The following is a 17,825-nucleotide window of genomic DNA, read 5'->3' on the forward strand; positions in this document are numbered from 1 at the left end:
AATTTCCGTTTCAAAAAGATTAAGCCGTATTTTATTGAAAAGGTTCCGCAATTCGTCGGCTCACCGATTTCCCGTCCGCGAATTCGTTAATGCATGTGGACAAGTGGTATTTTTTTGGTATTGTTTTGTCGATTGGAGGAACTGGGATGGCCGAAACGCGCACCGAAGCGTTGCATGGGAATGCCGAGGGGCTGGATATCCGGGCTCCCGAAGTCATCCTTGCTTCGCTGGCCGATGCGCAGGTCGAGGCCGCGAAAGCGGTCCGAAACGCCATTCCCTCCATCGCCAGGGCAGCCGAGATCATTGCCGGCTGCCTGAGCGGCGGCGGCAAGCTCGCCTATGCCGCGGCCGGCAGCTCCGGCCTGATGGCGCTGGCCGATGCGCTGGAATTGCCGGGCACGTTCGGCATCCAGCGCGACCGCATCGCCATCCTGATCGCCGGCGGCGACAACGCCTTGAGGACACTGGCGGGTGGGCCCGAGGACGACACCGAGGAGGCCACGACGGCGGTTGCCAATGCCGGTATCGGCGTGGGCGATTGCCTGATCGCCCTTTCCGCCAGCGGCACGACGCCCTATGCGGTGGGCGCCATCGAGGAGGGGCGGCGCCGGGGTGCCGCCACCATCGGCATCGCCAACAACAGGGGTTCGGCTCTGCTCCAGCAGGCCGACACCGCCATCCTGCTCGAGACGCCGCCGGAAGTGATCGCCGGTTCGACCCGCATGGGCGCCGGAACGGCGCAGAAGATCGCGCTCAACATGCTGTCGACACTGACCGCCGTTCATCTTGGCCATGTCCATGACGGCTATATGGTCAACCTCCTGGCCGACAATATGAAGCTGCGCGACCGGGCGGCGCGCATCGTCGCCGCCGTCAGCGGCCGCGGCCAGGAAGAGGCCGCCAGCCTGCTCGAAAAGAGCGGCGGCGCGGTTAAGACAGCCATTCTGCTCGCCGCCGGCGCCGACAGCGCCGATGCGGCGCGGAAGATACTGGAACGGACAGGCCAGAAGCTGCGGCCAGCCCTTTCCGCGCTGGGGCATGATCCCGAAAAGTGGAAACCGCTTTTCGGAAAAGATCACGCTCCAACAAAGAAATAGGCCAGTTTCATCCCGATTCCCATCGGGGTGAAACGGGCTTGCGAGGGGAACAAGGGCTCCAAAGCCTGGGTTCTCATCAAAACCGAACCTGAAAAAGGTCAACAGGGAGACTGAGCATGACAACGAAACTACTGACGGCACTGCTTCTGGGCACCAGCATTCTCGGCTCGGCCGGATTGGCTCACGCCGAGGACGTAACGCTCAACATCGAAAGCTGGCGCGGCGACGACCTTGCCATCTGGAAGGACAAGCTGATCCCGGCCTTCGAAGCCAAGAACCCCGGCATCAAGGTGGTGTTCGCCCCATCGGCTCCGACCGAGTATGACGCCGCCCTCGGCGCCAAGCTCGCCGCCGGCTCGGCGGGCGACCTGATCACCTGCCGTCCCTTCGACAAGTCGCTCGAACTGTTCAAGAAGGGCAACCTTGCCGACCTCTCGGCGCTGCCCGGCATGGAAAACTTCTCGCCGGTCGCCAAGTCCGCCTGGCAGACCGATGACGGCAAGGCGAGCTTCTGCGTGCCGATGGCATCCGTCATCCACGGCTTCATCTACAACAAGGACGCCTTCGACAAGCTCGGCATCAAGGTGCCTCAGACCCGTGACGAGTTCTTCGCCGCGCTCGACAAGATCAAGGCCGACGGCACCTACATCCCGATGGCGATGGGCACCAAGGATCTCTGGGAGGCCGCGACCATGGGCTACCAGAACATCGGCCCCAACTACTGGAAGGGCGAGGACGGCCGCAAGGCGCTGATCAAGGGCGATCAGAAGCTGACCGACAAGGACTGGGTCGCGCCGTATGAGGAACTGGCCAAGTGGAAGCCTTATCTGGGCGACGGCTTCGAGGCCCAGACCTATCCCGACAGCCAGAACCTGTTCACGCTCGGCCGGGCCGCCATCTATCCGGCCGGCTCATGGGAAATCGGCCTGTTCAACACCCAGGCCCAGTTCAAGATGGGGGCCTTCCCGCCGCCGGTCGAGAAGGCCGGCGACACCTGCTACATCTCCGACCATACCGATATCGGCATGGGCCTGAACGCAGCCTCCAAGCACGCGGACGCGGCCAAGACCTTCCTGTCCTGGGTGGCCTCGCCTGATTTCGCCACCATCTACGCCAACGCGCTGCCGGGCTTCTTCAGCCTGAACTCCGCGCCGGTGAAGATGGAAGACCCGCTGGCGCAGGAATTCGTCTCCTGGCGCGGCAAGTGCAAGTCGACGATCCGCTCGACCTACCAGATCCTGTCGCGCGGCACGCCGAACCTCGAAAACGAGACCTGGGTTGAATCGGCCAACGTCATCAACGGCACCGATACGCCCGAAGCCGCGGCCAAGAAGCTGCAGACCGGTCTCGACAGCTGGTATAAGCCGGCCAAGTAAGAGCTCAGGCAGCGGAGCCGGCTGGGCGCATGCCCGGCCGGTTCCGGATTATCCTGTTTTCATATTGCGATTGTCGGCTCTGCCTCACGGCCTTACCCTTGCTGTTGGGGAAGGCTGGCTGACCAGTCGCAGGCTTTTGTCTTGCCGCGCCGGGCAAGGTTTGGGCCACGCATCGGGGCATCATCTAGCATCACATCATCTGGAACCGAGAGACGGCGGGGACCGAACTCATGGCCGCACAAACACGACCCAAAAGACCATTCCGCTGGCATATCGCCGTCTTCCTGGCGCCGGCGGTGCTCGTCTACACGGCGATCATGATCCTGCCGCTCGCCGGCACGCTGCAGCTCTCGCTGTTCCGCAATGTCGACCAGTCCCAGATATTCGTCGGCCTGGACAATTTCCGCACCTTGTTCGGCGACCCCAACTGGTCGGTCAATTTCTGGAATGCGCTGCGTAACAATGTCTGGTTCTTCATCATCCACATGCTGGTGCAGAACCCCGTCGGCGTGCTGTTGGCGGCAATTCTCTCCAGCCCGAGGCTGAGGTTCGCCGCCTTTTACCGCACCGCGATCTTCGTGCCGACCATCCTGTCCTTCGTCATCGTCGGCTTTGCCTGGAAGCTGATCCTGTCGCCGCTATGGGGCGTGGCGCCGCATCTGCTCGACTTCGTCGGGCTGAAGAGCCTGTTCACGCCCTGGCTCGGCAAGGAGCAATACGCGCTGACCGCGCTCAGTCTGATCTCGGTGTGGCAATTCATCGGCATTCCGATGATGCTGATCTATGCCGCGCTGCTGTCGATCCCGGAAGAGGTGCTCGAGGCGGCCGAATGCGATGGCATCACCGGCCTGTCGCAGTTTTGGAAGATCAAGCTGCCGCTGATCCTGCCGTCGATCGGCATCATCTCGATCCTCACCTTCGTCGGCAATTTCAACGCCTTCGACCTGATCTACACCGCGCAGGGCGCGCTCGCGGGTCCCAATTATTCGACCGATATTCTCGGCACCTTCCTCTACCGCGCCTTCTTCGGCTTCCAGTTGCAGGTCGGCGACCCCAACATGGGCGCGACCATCGCCACGATCATGTTCCTGATCATCCTGGGCGGTGTCTGTGTCTACCTCTTCCTCATCCAGACGCGCCTGCGTCGCTACCAGTTCTGAGGGGACGGAGATGAGCATCGCCACCCGTTCACTGCCCCGCGCCATCGGCGCCCACGCGATCCTGCTGACCTACACGGCGATCGCGCTGTTTCCGGTGATCCTGGTCATCATGAATTCGTTCAAGTCCCGCGCCGGCATCTTCGGCGCGCCGCTGACGCCGCCGACGCCAAAGACGTTCGACCTGATCGGCTACACCACGGTGATCGGCCAGGGCGACTTCATCCATTATTTCCAGAACAGCCTCGTCGTCACCGTCGGCTCGCTGTTCTTCGTGCTTCTGTTCGGCGCAATGGCTGCGTTCGCGCTGTCGGAATATCGCTTTCGCGGCAACACGATGATGGGGCTTTATTTAGCGCTCGGGATCATGATCCCGATCCGGCTCGCCACCGTCGCCATCCTCCAATTGATGGTGGCGAGCGGGCTGGTCAACACGCTGACCGCGCTGATCCTGGTCTACACCGCGCAGGGGCTGCCGCTCGCCGTCTTCATCCTGTCCGAATTCATGAAGCAGGTGTCCGACGATCTGAAGAACGCCGGCCGCATCGATGGCCTGTCGGAATACACCATCTTCTTCCGGCTGGTCGTGCCGCTGGTGCGGCCGTCGATGGCAACCGTCGCCGTCTTCACCATGATCCCGATCTGGAACGATCTGTGGTTTCCGCTGATCCTGGCGCCGTCGGAAGAGACCAAGACGGTGACCCTCGGCGCCCAGCTTTTCCTCGGCCAGTTCGTCACCAACTGGAACGCCATCCTGGCAGCACTGTCGCTGGCGATCCTGCCGGTGCTGGTCCTCTATGTCATCTTCTCGCGGCAGCTGATCCGCGGCATCACGTCGGGGGCCGTCAAGTGAGCGACGGTCAGGAGATTGTCGGACAGGCCCTTGTCGAGACGGCGAGCCGGCATGGATTTCGCGGTGTGCGCGCCAAGAATTTCTACCGGGAATGGCCGGAGACGATCTGCGTGCTGAACCTTCAGAAGTCTTCCTGGGGGCCGCGGTTCTATATCAACGCTGCTGTCTGGTTTACGCGGCTCGGGCCGGAGCGCCGGCCGAAGGAATACAATTGTCACATTCGTTGGCGCGTTAATTCCTTGATGGGAGACGAGCAGTCAAAGGCATTCGAGCAGGCCCTCAATCTGGAGCAGCTCTTGTCTGACGATCAGAGGCTTTCATTGGTCAAGGACGGAGTCGATGCCTACGGCTTCAGGCTTCTGTCTCGCTGCGACAGCGAACAAACTGCCTTGCAGGTCGCGGACGAATGCGAGCCTCATGTCATGGTTGCTCTCAAGGCTCGCACGCAAGAAAAGGTGAATTGATACATGACTGAACCCCTTCGCGTCGTCGTCGCCGGCCTCGGCAATATGGGCCGCAGCCATGCGCTGGCCTATCACACCAATCCGGGTTTTCAGATCGCCGCGCTGGTCAACCGCTCCGACGTGCCTTTGCCTGGGGGGCTTTCCTTCTATGGCATCAGGCGTTCGTTCGATGACGCCCTGCGCGACGAAAAGCCCGACGTCGCCTGCGTCGCCACCTATTCCGACAGCCATGCCGATTATGCGGTGAAGGCGTTCGAGGCCGGATGCCATGTCTTCGTCGAAAAGCCGCTGGCAACGACGGTGGCCGATGCCAGGCGTGTCGTCGCGGCAGCCAAGGCCAACGGACGAAAGCTGGTGATCGGCTATATCCTGCGCCACCACCCGTCCTGGATCCGGTTGATCGCCGAAGCGCGCAAGCTCGGCGGTCCCTACGTGTTCCGCATGAACCTCAACCAGCAATCCTCGGGCCATACCTGGGAGACGCACAAGCAGCTGATGCAGACGACATCGCCGATCGTCGATTGCGGCGTGCATTATCTCGACGTCATGCTGCAGATCACCGATGCCAAGCCGGTCGAGGTGCGCGGCATGGGCGTGCGGCTGACCGAGGAAGTCGCGCCTTCCATGTACAATTACGGCCATCTGCAGGTGCTGTTCGATGACGGCTCGGTCGGCTGGTACGAGGCCGGCTGGGGTCCGATGATTTCGGAAACCGCCTTCTTCGTGAAGGACGTGATTTCGCCCAAGGGCTGCGTGTCGATCGTCATGAAGGAGGGCGTGAAGTCCGACGACATCGACACCCACACCAAGACCTCGACCATCCGCCTGCACAGCGCCGCGACCGGCCCGGACGGCAAGTTCGTAAAGGCGGACGAGATGCTGTCCATGGAAGGCGAACCCGGCCATCAGGATCTCTGCGATCTCGAACAGGCTTTCGTCCTCAAGGCGATCCGCGAGGATATCGATCTCACCAGACATATGGACGACGCGGTGCGGTCGCTCGCCGTCTGCCTTGCCGCCGACGAGAGCGTGCGCGGCGGAAAGGCGGTGCGGCTATGATTAGGCTGTCGTCTTCCGCGCCCTACGGCGCCCGCTTGGCGCCCACTCATCAATTTGGAGGACTGCCGTGGGCTCGCTAAAAATCGAGAACGTGAAAAAGGCATTTGGGCCGGTCGAGGTGCTCAAGGGCATCGACCTTGAAGTGACGGATGGCGAGTTCGTCGTCTTTGTCGGCCCTTCGGGTTGCGGCAAGTCGACATTGCTCCGGGTCATCGCCGGTCTGGAGGATTCGACCTCGGGCCGGGTGCTGATCGATGACGAGGATGTCTCGGTCACCCCGCCGGCGAAACGCGGCATCGCCATGGTGTTCCAGACCTATGCGCTCTATCCGCATCTGACGGTGAAGAACAATATGGGCCTCGGCCTCAAGCAGGCGAACACGCCGGCGGCGGAAATCGACCGCCGCATCGGCATCGCCTCGTCCATGCTGTCGCTGGAGCCCTATCTCGAAAGACGACCTGCGGAACTTTCCGGCGGCCAGCGCCAGCGCGTCGCCATCGGCCGCGCCGTGGTGCGCGAGCCGAAACTTTTCCTGTTCGACGAACCGCTGTCGAACCTCGATGCGGCGCTGCGCGTCAACACGCGGCTGGAGATCGCGCAACTGCATCGCCGGCTGAAGGCGACGATGATCTACGTAACCCACGACCAGGTCGAGGCGATGACGCTAGCCGACAAGATCGTGGTGCTCAATGCCGGCAAGATCGAGCAGATCGGCGGCCCGATGGAACTCTACAATTCGCCGGCAAACGAGTTCGTCGCCGGCTTCATAGGCTCGCCGAAGATGAATTTCGTCGACGGCGCCCGGCTCGGCGAGACAGCCAAGACCATCGGTGTGCGGCCGGAGCACCTGACGGTCGATCCGAAATCCGGCGCCTGGAAGGGCACGGTGGTGCATGCCGAACATCTCGGCGCCGACACCAATCTCTATCTCGACTGCGAGAAAGCCGGCCTGATCACCGTGCGCATTTTCGGTGTTTATGACGCCGAGCCCGGCGCGACGCTTTATGCGACGCCGGAGCCAGGGAAGACGTATCGATTTGGCGCGGATGGGAAAGTGCTGAAGTAGTATCGCAACATAGGTTTGCGCCGCCCCTCATCCGCCTGCCGGCACCTTCTCCCCGTATAGTGACGGGGAGAAGGAAGGTAGCTCCAGCGCCGGCGATTGGCAAAAGCAGTAACGACAGCGCCCTTCTCCCCGTTCTACGGGGAGAAGATGGCGGCAGCCAGATGAGGGGCAGCGCCAGCGCCTAAAATGTCACGCCTAGAGCAATTCCAGGGAAAGTGTGAAACGGTTTTCCGTCCGGAACTGCTCTAAACGTCTGCCCTGAACGTCTGCTTCTGCTGACCCAATCCCTCGATCCCCAGCTCGACAACATCACCAGGCTTCAAGAACACCGGCGGCTTCATGCCGAGCCCGACGCCGGGCGGGGTGCCGGTCGAGATAATGTCGCCGGGGTGCAGCGACATGAACTGGCTGAGGTAGGAGACGAGATAGGCCACTCCGTAGACCATGGTCTTGGTCGAGCCGTTCTGCATGGTCTTGCCGTTGACCGTCAGCCACATCTTCAGGTTCTGCGGGTCTGATACTTCGTCCTTGGTTACCAGCCACGGGCCGGTCGGGCCGAACGTGTCGCAGCTCTTGCCCTTGGTCCATTGGCCCTGGCGCTCGGCCTGGAAGGCGCGTTCGGACACGTCATGGGAGACGCAATAGCCGGCGACATGGTCGAGCGCGTCGGCTTCGCTGACATATTTGGCGGTTTTGCCGATGACCACGCCGAGCTCGACTTCCCAGTCGGTCTTCTCGGAGCCGCGCGGGATCAGCACGTCGTCGTCCGGGCCGACGATGGCCGAACTTGCCTTCATGAAGATGATCGGTTCCGGCGGCACGGTGGCCCCGGTCTCGGCGGCATGGTCGGAATAGTTGAGGCCGATGCAGATGAACTTGCCGGTGCCGGCAACGCAGGCGCCAAGGCGCGGCTTGCCGGAAACCGCCGGCAGCGACTTCGCGTCGAGCTTCGAAAGCATGTCCAGCGAGGCCGGATGAAGTGTCGTGCCGGCAATATCGGCGACATGGGCGGAGAGATCGCGGATCGTTCCATCCGCATCGAGCAGGCCGGGACGTTCGCTTCCCACCTCGCCATAGCGCAGCAGTTTCATGCATCTTCTCCTGATTGCGGCCTCGTGGCCGTCCTACAAACTCTCCGCCGGGGCGGCCGTCCTCTGGAACCCGCCGGAGCCTAGCCATGGGCCTGCTCAGCGACAAGCGCGAACAGCCTCTATTGGCGGCCGGCGGGCGGGATTTTCAGACTTCCCGATCCTGCACCAAACCCGATGTCCGGTTGTCCCCAGGCAGCGCTCAGATCGACCAGCCGCCGTCGATATTATAGGCCTGTCCGGACGTGTAGGTGGCGCCGGCCAGGTAGACGGCGAGATCGGCGATCTCCTCCGGCGTGCCGAGCCGGCCCATTGGCTGGCGGGCGATGAAAGCGGCGCGGGCGGCGTCATAATCGCCCTGGGCGTGCATGCGGTCCTGCAGCGACGGGCTTTCGACCGTGCCGGGGCAGATGGCGTTGCAGCGTATGCCCTTGCCAACATAGTCGGCCGCGACCGCCTTGGTCAGCCCGATGACGGCGGCCTTGGTGACGCCATAGGCGAAGCGGTTTGGCACGCCCTTGGTCGAACTGGCGAGCGAAGCCATGTTGATGATCGACCCGTCGCCACGCTCCAGCATGCCGGGCAGCACCGCCCGGATGGTTCGGATCATGGCGCGCACGTTGAGATTGAAAGCGAAATCGAGATCGGCGTCCTTCATCTCCAGGATCGAACCCGAATGGACGAAACCGGCGCAATTGAACAGCACGTCGACGGCGCCGATCTCGGCAAAGGCGGCATTGACCGCCTCGTCGTTGAGCACGTCGACCTTACGGGTCTTGATCCCTGATGTCTTGGCGAGTTCCGCCAGCAGCGTCTCGTTGATGTCGGTGGCATGGACGGTGGCGCCAGCCTTGGCGAAGGCCAGCGCGCTCGCCTTGCCGATGCCTTGCGCCGCTGCCGTGATGACAACGACCTTGCCCGCCAGTTCCGCCATGCTTTGTTCCTCGCCTGCTTGGGTCAATTGCCTTTATCGGCTGCCGGCGAAAGCGTCATGTGCCAGTCAGGCGCGATTGTGCAGCCGGTGCCCAGTTCACTGATAAGATGTTTTTTCTCGTTAAAGAACATATGGCCAGGCGTCAAGCCCGATCGCGATCACTGTGGGCCTTAGTCGCCGTAAGGCACCCAGACATTCTTCACCTCGATGGCACGGCGCAGAAAAACGTCGCCGGCGGCATCTTCCGAGGCCCAGTCGAGACTGCGGCCGTTGCCGCTCCAGACGCGTTTGAGGTTGCCGATGGACTCGGCTTCCGCCTTGGCGCAGGTATCCGCGTCGGTGAACAGCCACAGTCCGTCGACGTCGTCGTGCTTGGCCAGCACGACGGCAAGCTCCGCGGTGCGTCCGGTGACGATGTTGACGGCGCCGGCCGGCACATCGGAATATTCGATGACCTGATAGAGATCGGTGGCCAGCAGCGGATACCGTTCCGACGGCACGGCGACCACCGTGTTGCCCATGGCCAGCGCCGGCGCGACCAGCGAGATGAAGCCGAGCAGGGGCTGATCGTCCGGCGCCACGATGCCGACGACGCCAACAGGCTCATGCAGCGCCAGCGTCACGGCACGCGCTGGCGGCTGGTGCACGCGTCCCTCGAACTTGTCGGCCAGGCCGGCATAGAGGAACAGCCGCTCGATCGAGAGCTCCACCTCGTCCCGCGCGGCCTTGGCATTGGCTCCGGTCAGTTCGGTGAGCCGGGCGGCAAATTCTTCCGCGCGGCCGGAAAGGTTCTCGGCCAGGTAATAAAGCACCTGCGACCTGTTATAGGCGGTCGCCTCAGGCCAGCTTTTGCAGGCGCGGGCAGCCGAAACCGCATCGCGGATATCCTTGCGGCTGCCGAGCCCGACTTCGCCGGCGAGCTTGCCCTTGGCGGTGGCGACGGCAAGCGAGTAATTGCCGTCCGGCCGCACCTGCTTGCCGCCGATGAACAGCTTCGCCGTGCGGTCGATAGCGACGCCGTCCGCCTGTTCCACGGGCTGCGCCGAAGACGTCGCTGGCTTGATCACCGGGCCGAGCGGCAGTTTTGCCGAGAGATATTCGAACATGCCCTCGCGCCCGCCCTCGCGGCCGAAGCCGCTCTCGCGATAGCCGCCAAAGCCGCAGGCGGCGTCGAACATGTTGGTGCCGTTGACCCAGACCACGCCGGCCTTCAATTGCGGCGCGACATGGAGCGTCAGGTTGACGTTCTCGCTCCACACCGAGGCCGCGAGGCCATAGCGCGTGTTGTTGGCGAGTTCGATCGCTTCCTCGGTGTTGCGGAAGGTCATGGTGGCGAGCACCGGCCCGAACACCTCTTCTTGCGCCAGGATATTAGCCGGCGAAACACCGGTGGCGAGCGTCGGCAGGTGATAATAGCCGGAAGACGGCAGCGTTGCATCCGGCTGCCAGCAGACGGCGCCCTGCCGGGCACCTTCGGCGATCAGTCCCTTGACCCGGTCGAGCTGGGTCAGATCGACCAGCGGGCCGATATCGGTGTTCTTGTCGAGCGGGCTGCCGACACGCAGCCGGCTCATCCGCGTCTTGACTTTGGCGATCAAGGCGTCGGCGATGCCTTCCTGTACCAGCAGCCGCGAACCGGCGCAGCAGACCTGGCCCTGGTTGAACCAGATGCCGTCGACCAGACCCTCGACGGCGCTGTCGAGATCGGCGTCCTCGAAGACGATGAAGGCCGACTTGCCGCCAAGTTCCAGCGACAGTTTTTTCCCTGACCCGGCGGTGGCCTTGCGGATGATCTTGCCGACTTCCGAGGAGCCGGTGAAGGCGATTTTCTGGATGCCAGGGTGGTTGACGATCGCCGCACCCGCTTCCGGACCGCCCTGCACGATGTTGACGACGCCTTTCGGAACGCCGGCGCGTTCGCAGATCTCGGCGAACAGGATTGATGTCAGCGGCGTGAACTCGGCCGGCTTCAGCACCACGGTGCAGCCCGCCGCAAGCGCCGGTGCGATCTTCCAGGCCAGCATCAGCAGCGGAAAATTCCACGGGATGATCTGGCCGACGACGCCGACACCCTTTTGGCCGGGAAAATCCCTGTCCAGCGCCTGAGCCCAGCCGGCATGGTGAATGAAATGGCGGATTGCCAGCGGCACGTCGATGTCGCGGCTTTCGCGGATCGGCTTGCCGTTATCGATCGTCTCAAGCACCGCGAACAGCCGCTGGTGACGCTGCATGGCGCGGCCGATGGCGTAGAGCACTTTCGCGCGCTGGTATCCGGAACTGGCGCTCCATTTCGGCAACGCCTTTGCGGCGGCAGCAACCGCCGCGTCGATGTCGGCGGCATTGGCATCGGACACCTTGGCCAACAGCTTGCCGGAAGACGGCTCGCTGGTGTCGAAGGTCTTGCCGCCGCCGGCCGCTTTCCAGTCGCCACCGATGAACAAGGCCTTGGAGAAATCGCGCCCGGCCAGCCAGGCATCGGCCTCGTTGCGAGCCTCCGGCGCCGGGCCGTATTCCATGGCGTGATAGCGTTCAAGGATATTCATCAGGTTCCTCCTTCACCCTCCCACTTGTGGGGAGACCCCGATCGGCAAAGCCGATCGGGGTGGGGTGCTCAAGCCATCGCGTGGCGGTGATTGGCCGAATAATGCCCGGTCAGATGATGCTCGAGCTGACGTTCGATATCGGTCAGCAGGCTAGAGGCGCCAAAGCGGAACAGCTCGGGCTCCAGCCATGGACGGCCGAGTTCCTCCTTCATCAGCACCAGCCAGTCGAGCGACACTTTCGCGGTGGAAATGCCGCCCGCCGGCTTGAAGCCGATGAGATAGCCTGTTTCCTCGAAATAGGCCCTGATGGCGCGCACCATGGCGAGGCCGACGGGCAGCGTGGCGTTGACGCTTTCCTTGCCGGTCGAGGTCTTGATGAAGTCCGCACCCGCCATCATCGCCACCATCGAGGCCAGCATGACATTGCGCAGCGTGGCGAGGTCGCCGGTCCCCAAAATGACCTTGAGATGCGCGTCACCGCAGGCGGCACGCATCGAGACGATCTCATTGTAAAGCTCGCGCCACTTGGCGCCGAACACCAGGCCGCGCGGGATGACGACATCGATCTCGTCGGCGCCGTCCTTCACCGAGGCCTCGATCTCCTGCAACCGGGTCGACAGCGGCGCCAAGCCATGCGGGAAGGCGGTGGAGACCGCGGCGACATGGATGCCGGTGCCGCGCACCGCGTCCACGGCCGTGGCGACGAAGGGATGGTAGACGCAGACGGCGGCCGGCCGGATGGTCTCGCCCGCAATGCCGAGACCTTCGATGATGTCGCGGCGCAACGGGTTGATCGCCTTGGCGCAGAGCCGGCGCACGCGCTCCTCGGTGTCGTTGGAGTTGAGCGTCGTCAGATCCATGCAGGCGATCGCCCGCAGCAGCCATGCCGCCTGGTTGTCGGCCTTGATCGAGCGCCGCTTGGTCAGGCTGGCGACGCGGCGTTCCAGCGCGGAGCGGTTGACGCTGCGTACCGATTCGAGAAAACCGAGGTCGAGTTTCAGGCCGGGATTGCGCGTGATGTGATGGTCCAGCGGCACCGGCGTGTTCGCGGCGGCGCGTGCCGGCAGCGGCGTCACCTTGGTGCCAAGATCGGCTTCGCGGATGGTGCTGCTCATCTCCTGCCCTTTCATTCAAGTGCCGTGCGCTTGATATCTCGTCGCGCATCTTTACCCCAAAGCGGTTGACAGTTTTGGGCGACACGCACGAAGATAGCCCGCGAAGTCGCGCTTCACGAGTCCTCAAGCGAGGGATAGCTGAAAAAGGCCGCGAAAGCAGCTGATTTTTGACCGGAAGGTCAAAACCAGCTTTCTGGGAGACGCGCTGGCCTCAGCCGACGAAGGCGCGTTCGACGACGAAGCTCGAGGGATGGCTGAGCGAACCTTCCTGGAAGCCGAGGCTTTCGGCCAGCTCCTTGACGTCTTTCAGCATGTGCATCGAGCCGCAGATCATGACGCGGTCGGTTTCGGGATTGAGCTTTTCGATGCCGAGGTCGCTGTAGAATTTGCCGGAGCCGATAAGCGCGGTGATGCGGCCCATGCGCGCCGACTCTTCGCGGGTCGTCGAATTGTAGAGCGTGACGCGCCCAGTGGTCAGCTCGCCGATCAGCGGGTCGCTTTCGAGCGCCGCCACCAGTTCCTGGCCGTAGATCAGCTCGGCATTGTCGCGGCAGGTGTGGGTCAGGATCAGCTGGTCGAACTTCTCGTAAGTGTCGGGATCGCGCAGCAGGCTGGCAAAGGGCGCGATGCCGGTGCCGGTCGAGATCATGAACAGGCGCTTGGCGGGGGTCAGCGCGTCGACGACCAGCGTGCCGGTCGATTTTTGGCGCATGATGACGGTGTCGCCGACCTGGATCTTCTGCAGTTCCGAGGTCAGCGGGCCATCCGGCACCTTGATCGAGAAGAATTCCAGCTCTTCGTCCCAGGCCGGGCTGGCGACGGAGTAGGCGCGATACACCGGCTTCTCGGCATTGGGCAGGCCGATCATGACGAATTCGCCCGAGCGGAAGCGCAGCGATTGCGGCCGGGTGATGCGGAACGAGAACAACCGGTCGGTATAGTGTTTCACCGAGACGACGGTTTCGGCATAGACATTGGCCGGAATCGGAAACTGCAGCGGGCGGGCTTCAGCGGTGTTGAACGAGGGCGTGGTGTTCATCAATTCCAACCTTCTCGCCCAATGACAGACGCGGGCGCCAAACTTTCCCGTGCGCGCCCGAACCATTCAGGTTCCGGCATGCCAATGCACGCTACCGAAGCGGTAAGCTCTTGTGTCCGGAATTTATTAGTATACAAACGATATTTGCGTCAAGACGCCGCCGTAAAACACCTTTCCAAACTGCGGCATATCCGTAGTCCCAGCATTTCGGGTTTCGACAATGAAAGAGAATTTTTCGGTGCAGCCGCCGGATTCCCTGGGCAGCGTCGTCGCCGGCATCGATGTCGGCGGAACCTTCACCGACCTGCTCCTGATCGACGGCAAGGACGGTGGAAGAGTGTATCTGGCCAAGACCCCGACCACTGTCGACAACCAGGCCTTTGGCGTGGTTTCGGCGCTTGGCGCCACCGGCTTTCCGATCGACGGTATCGACCTCATCGTGCATGGAACGACCACCACCACCAATGCGGTGCTGGAGCGCCGGCTGGCCAGGACCGGCATGATCACCACGCGCGGTTTTCGCGACGTGATCGAACTCGGTCGGCGGACACGGCCGCAACCCTATGGCATGACGGGAACGTTCGTCCCGATCATTCCGCGCAACCTGCGCCTCGAAGTGTCGGAGCGCGTCGAGGCATCAGGTGCGGTGCGCACGCCGCTTGATGAAGCCGAGATGCGCGAGGCGGTACAGGCGCTCATCGCGGCCGGCTGCGAATCCCTCGTCATCCATTTCCTCCACTCCTACGCCAACCCCACGCATGAGCGGCGCGCCGCCGAAATAGCCGCCGAGCTCTGGCCGAACGGCTACATCACCACGGGCCATGCGCTATTGTCGGAAGCGCGCGAATTCGAGCGCGGGGTGACGGCATCGGTCAACGCTTCGGTGCAGCCGATCCTGGAGCGCTATGTCGAGCGCCTGCGCACGGAATTGGCCGACAAGGGCTATGCCCGCGACTTCCTGATCATGAACGGCAATGGCGGCATGATATCGGCCCGCTTCGTCACACGTGAATCGGCCAAGACGGTCATGTCGGGCCCCGCCTCCGGCGTCATCGCCGCCGCCTACACGGGCAAGCGCGCAGGCTTCGAAAACCTCGTTACCTACGACATGGGCGGCACCTCGACCGACGTGGCGCTGATCCGCAACGCCGAGCCGGCTGTCTCGAACGAGATCGAGATCGAATATGCCATGCCCATCCATGTGCCGATGGTGGCGGTGCATACGGTGGGCGCCGGCGGCGGCTCGATCGCCCGCGTCGATGCGGCCGGCCTGATTCAGATCGGGCCGGAAAGTGCCGGCGCCAATCCCGGCCCGATCTGCTACGGGCGCGGCGGGACCGAGCCGACGATCACCGACGCCAACCTCGTGCTTGGCCGGCTAGCGCCGAAGAAGCTGCTGGCCGTCGAAAACCCAGTCACATCGGAGCGCGTCACCGGCATTTTCGAGGACAGGATCGGCAAGGCAACCGGCCTGTCGGGTGTCGAGGCCGCGGGCGCGGTGCTCAGGCTGGGCAACATGAAGATGGCCGGCGCCATCCGCATGGTGTCGGTGTCGCGCGGCCACGACCCGCGCGATTTCGCGCTGTTCGCCTTCGGCGGCGCCGGGCCGCTGCATGCGACGGCGCTCGCCCGCGAACTCGGCTTGCCCAAAGTGCTGGTGCCGGCGCGGCCCGGCATCACCAACGCGCTCGGCTGCGTCGTCGCCGATTTGCGCCACGACTTCGTCAACACCATCAACCAGCCCGTGGCCGTGCTGGACGGAAGCCAGCTCCACCAAGTACTGGAACGGCTCCGGAACGAAGGCGAGGAGCTGATCGCCAAGGAAGCGGTGAAGCCGGAATCGATCCGCGTCTCCCACTCCGCCGACATGCAGTTCGTCGGCCAGACCCACATCATCAACGTGCCGCTACCGTCCTCGTCGGTGACCCGGAGCCAATTGCAGGCGTTGTTCGAGAAAGCCTATTTCGCCCGCTTCAAGGTGGAGTTGCCGGAAATCCGCGCCAACCTCGTGAACCTCAACACCTCCGTCACCGGCGTGCGTCCGGCGATCGACCTGTCACGGCTGATCGACCCGGCCGGGCGGGCAGAAACGCTCGACGCGGCGCGTCGCGAAATCCGACCGGTCTGGTACGCCGGGCGCTGGCACGACACGCCGGTCTATAGCAGGGAAAAGCTGCCGCTCGATGCGGTCATCGAAGGGCCGGCGATCCTCGAACAGATGGACGCGACCACCGTGCTCGAACCGGGCGACCGCGCGCGCTCCGACGCCGACGGCAACATCATCATCGACATTGGCGAGGCCTGACATGTCAGTTGATAACGCAAAGCTCGACGCAATCACGCTTTCGGTGCTCCAGGCCGCTTTGCAGCAGGTCTGCGACGAGATGGACCTGACCTTTTCCCGCGCCGCCTTTTCGCCCGTGATCGCCGAGGCCAATGACCGCTCGGACGGCATCTATTCCGCCGTCGACGGCTCGTTGATCGCGCAGGGCAGTCAGGGTCTGCCTGTGTTTGTCGGCGTCATGCAATATTCGACCAGGACGGTGATCGAGATGATCGCCGACGGCCGCTGCCTGGCCCCGGAGCCGGGCGACATCTACATCGTCAACGATCCCTATCTCGGCGGCACGCATCTGATGGATGTGCGCTTCGCCATGCCGGTCTATCGCGGTGAAAAGATCTTCTGCTGGTTGTCGAACACCGGCCATTGGCCCGACATTGGCGGCTCCGTGCCCGGCGGCTTCTCGGCTTCGGCGACGGCGGTCGAGCAGGAAGGCCTGCGGCTGCCGCCGGTAAAGCTGTTCAAGAAGGGCGTGCTCGACGCGGAAATCTACGCCATCATCTGCTCCAACATCAGGGTTGCCGACCAGCGCATCGGCGACATCCGGGCCCAGGCCGCCGCGCTGCTGATCGGCCAGGACAGGCTTAATGGAATCCTGGATCGTTACGGGGACGAAATCGTTGTCGAAGCGATCGCCGAATTGCGCCACCGTGCCGCCGAGCAGATGCGCGCCAACATAGCGGCCATTCCCGACGGCACCTACCGCTCCAAGGCTTTTGTCGATTCCGACGGGGTGGTCAACGAACCGCTGACCATCGCGCTCGCCGTCGAGAAACAGGGCGACACTCTGACCTTCGATTTTTCAGGCTCGTCAAAGCCTTGTGCGGGACCGATGAACAGCGTGCTGGCGACGACATTGTCCTCGGTCTATCTCGCCATGCGCCATATCTTCCCGGACGTGCCGATCAGCGCTGGTGCCTTCGAGCCGCTCGAGGTCAAGCGGCCGGAAGGCACTTTCCTCGACGCCAAATATCCGCGTCCCGTGTCTGGCTGTGCGGCCGAAGTATCGCAGCGCATCGCCGAGGCGGTGTTCGCGGCGATGGTGCAGGCGCTGCCCGACAAGGTGACGGCGGCCCCGGCCGGCTCCAGCGGCAATTTCGCGCTCGGCGGCAATGATCCGGCGCGCGGCCGCGACTACGTCATGTACCAGATCTCCGGTGGCGGCTATGGCGGCAATTCGGGGCATGACGGGCTGACCAATGGCTGCTCGACCATCGGCATTTCGAAGTCGCCGCCGGTCGAGATCATGGAGCAGGCCTTTCCGGTGCTCTATCGCCACTATGCCTTGCGCGAAGGCTCGGGCGGCGCCGGCAAGCATCGTGGTGGTTTTGGCCTCGCCTATGAGGTCGAGATCCTGCGCGGCGAGGCGCGAGCCTCCTTTGTAATGGACCATGGCCGTTTCGGTCCGCAGGGCGCCCTTGGCGGTCGGGACGGCGAGCCCAACAGCGTGACCGTGTTCCGCAACGGCGAGGAGCATGTGCCGCCGCACCTATCCAAGGAGCAGGACATCCCACTGAAGGCCGGCGACCGCGTGCGCGTCGGCACGCCGGGTGGCGGCGGCTATGGCGATCCGCGTGAGCGCGATCCGGAACTGGTCGCACGGGACGTCCAGCTTGGTTATTATACGACGAAGCAAGCAAGGGATCTGTTCGGAGCCGAGGCACAAGGAACCTGATCGGACGCGGAGGAACTG

At 63.4% G+C, this 17,825-nt stretch carries 14 protein-coding genes; 9 read left to right on the forward strand and 5 right to left on the reverse strand.

Annotation, left to right across the window (positions count from 1 at the left end):
• The first annotated feature begins 146 nt into the window (after nt 1-146).
• The 7 genes from AC3CB8_RS04635 (at nt 147) to AC3CB8_RS04665 (ending at nt 7,072) form a co-directional block, all read left to right on the forward strand.
• Entirely contained in the window at nt 147-1,097 is a 951-nt protein-coding gene (locus tag AC3CB8_RS04635) for an N-acetylmuramic acid 6-phosphate etherase (RefSeq protein WP_352563376.1), read from the forward strand.
• 116 nt (nt 1,098-1,213) lie between these two features.
• On the forward strand, nt 1,214-2,473 hold the full coding sequence (locus AC3CB8_RS04640) for an ABC transporter substrate-binding protein (protein ID WP_352563374.1): 1,260 nt from the start codon (nt 1,214-1,216) through the stop codon (nt 2,471-2,473).
• A gap of 230 nt (nt 2,474-2,703) precedes the next feature.
• On the forward strand, nt 2,704-3,633 hold the full coding sequence (locus tag AC3CB8_RS04645; RefSeq protein ID WP_023772083.1) for a carbohydrate ABC transporter permease: 930 nt from the start codon (nt 2,704-2,706) through the stop codon (nt 3,631-3,633).
• Between the two features lie 10 nt (nt 3,634-3,643).
• Nucleotides 3,644-4,483 carry a carbohydrate ABC transporter permease gene (locus AC3CB8_RS04650; protein ID WP_023772084.1) on the forward strand — a complete coding sequence of 280 codons (840 nt, stop codon included), beginning with the start codon at nt 3,644-3,646 and terminating at the stop codon, nt 4,481-4,483.
• Nucleotides 4,480-4,947 carry a DUF4304 domain-containing protein gene (locus tag AC3CB8_RS04655; protein WP_352546352.1) on the forward strand — a complete coding sequence of 156 codons (468 nt, stop codon included), beginning with the start codon at nt 4,480-4,482 and terminating at the stop codon, nt 4,945-4,947. The genes AC3CB8_RS04650 and AC3CB8_RS04655 overlap by 4 nt, the downstream gene beginning before the upstream one ends.
• A gap of 3 nt (nt 4,948-4,950) precedes the next feature.
• Complete coding sequence (locus AC3CB8_RS04660) at nt 4,951-6,006, forward strand: Gfo/Idh/MocA family protein (protein ID WP_352563372.1); 1,056 nt, start codon at nt 4,951-4,953, stop codon at nt 6,004-6,006.
• Nucleotides 6,007-6,073: 67 nt separating this feature from the next.
• Nucleotides 6,074-7,072: an ABC transporter ATP-binding protein gene (locus AC3CB8_RS04665; RefSeq protein WP_352563370.1), complete on the forward strand. Its 999-nt coding sequence runs from the start codon at nt 6,074-6,076 to the stop codon at nt 7,070-7,072.
• A 245-nt stretch (nt 7,073-7,317) separates the two neighbouring features.
• Here AC3CB8_RS04665 and AC3CB8_RS04670 read toward each other — a convergent pair whose 3' ends face one another.
• The 5 genes from AC3CB8_RS04670 to AC3CB8_RS04690 form a co-directional block, all read right to left on the reverse strand.
• Nucleotides 7,318-8,163: a fumarylacetoacetate hydrolase family protein gene (locus AC3CB8_RS04670; protein WP_352546354.1), complete on the reverse strand. Its 846-nt coding sequence runs from the start codon at nt 8,161-8,163 to the stop codon at nt 7,318-7,320.
• A gap of 199 nt (nt 8,164-8,362) precedes the next feature.
• Complete coding sequence (locus AC3CB8_RS04675) at nt 8,363-9,094, reverse strand: SDR family oxidoreductase (RefSeq protein ID WP_224586847.1); 732 nt, start codon at nt 9,092-9,094, stop codon at nt 8,363-8,365.
• 170 nt (nt 9,095-9,264) lie between these two features.
• Nucleotides 9,265-11,637 (reverse strand): aldehyde dehydrogenase family protein, encoded by a 2,373-nt coding sequence (locus AC3CB8_RS04680; RefSeq protein WP_352563368.1) that lies wholly within the window; start codon nt 11,635-11,637, stop codon nt 9,265-9,267.
• A gap of 68 nt (nt 11,638-11,705) precedes the next feature.
• Nucleotides 11,706-12,752, reverse strand: coding sequence for a deoxyribose-phosphate aldolase (gene deoC, locus AC3CB8_RS04685; protein ID WP_031251958.1), 1,047 nt, complete (start codon nt 12,750-12,752; stop codon nt 11,706-11,708).
• Between the two features lie 211 nt (nt 12,753-12,963).
• Complete coding sequence (locus tag AC3CB8_RS04690) at nt 12,964-13,791, reverse strand: ferredoxin--NADP reductase (RefSeq protein WP_023772091.1); 828 nt, start codon at nt 13,789-13,791, stop codon at nt 12,964-12,966.
• A 220-nt stretch (nt 13,792-14,011) separates the two neighbouring features.
• On the opposite strand from AC3CB8_RS04690, the gene AC3CB8_RS04695 reads away from it, so the two are divergent.
• Both AC3CB8_RS04695 and AC3CB8_RS04700 read left to right on the forward strand, forming a co-directional pair.
• Nucleotides 14,012-16,096 carry a hydantoinase/oxoprolinase family protein gene (locus AC3CB8_RS04695; protein WP_352726433.1) on the forward strand — a complete coding sequence of 695 codons (2,085 nt, stop codon included), beginning with the start codon at nt 14,012-14,014 and terminating at the stop codon, nt 16,094-16,096.
• A 1-nt stretch (nt 16,097) separates the two neighbouring features.
• Entirely contained in the window at nt 16,098-17,807 is a 1,710-nt protein-coding gene (locus AC3CB8_RS04700) for a hydantoinase B/oxoprolinase family protein (RefSeq protein ID WP_352546357.1), read from the forward strand.
• Nucleotides 17,808-17,825: the final 18 nt, after the last annotated feature.

The sequence above is a fragment of the Mesorhizobium sp. P160927 genome, from assembly GCF_057766385.1.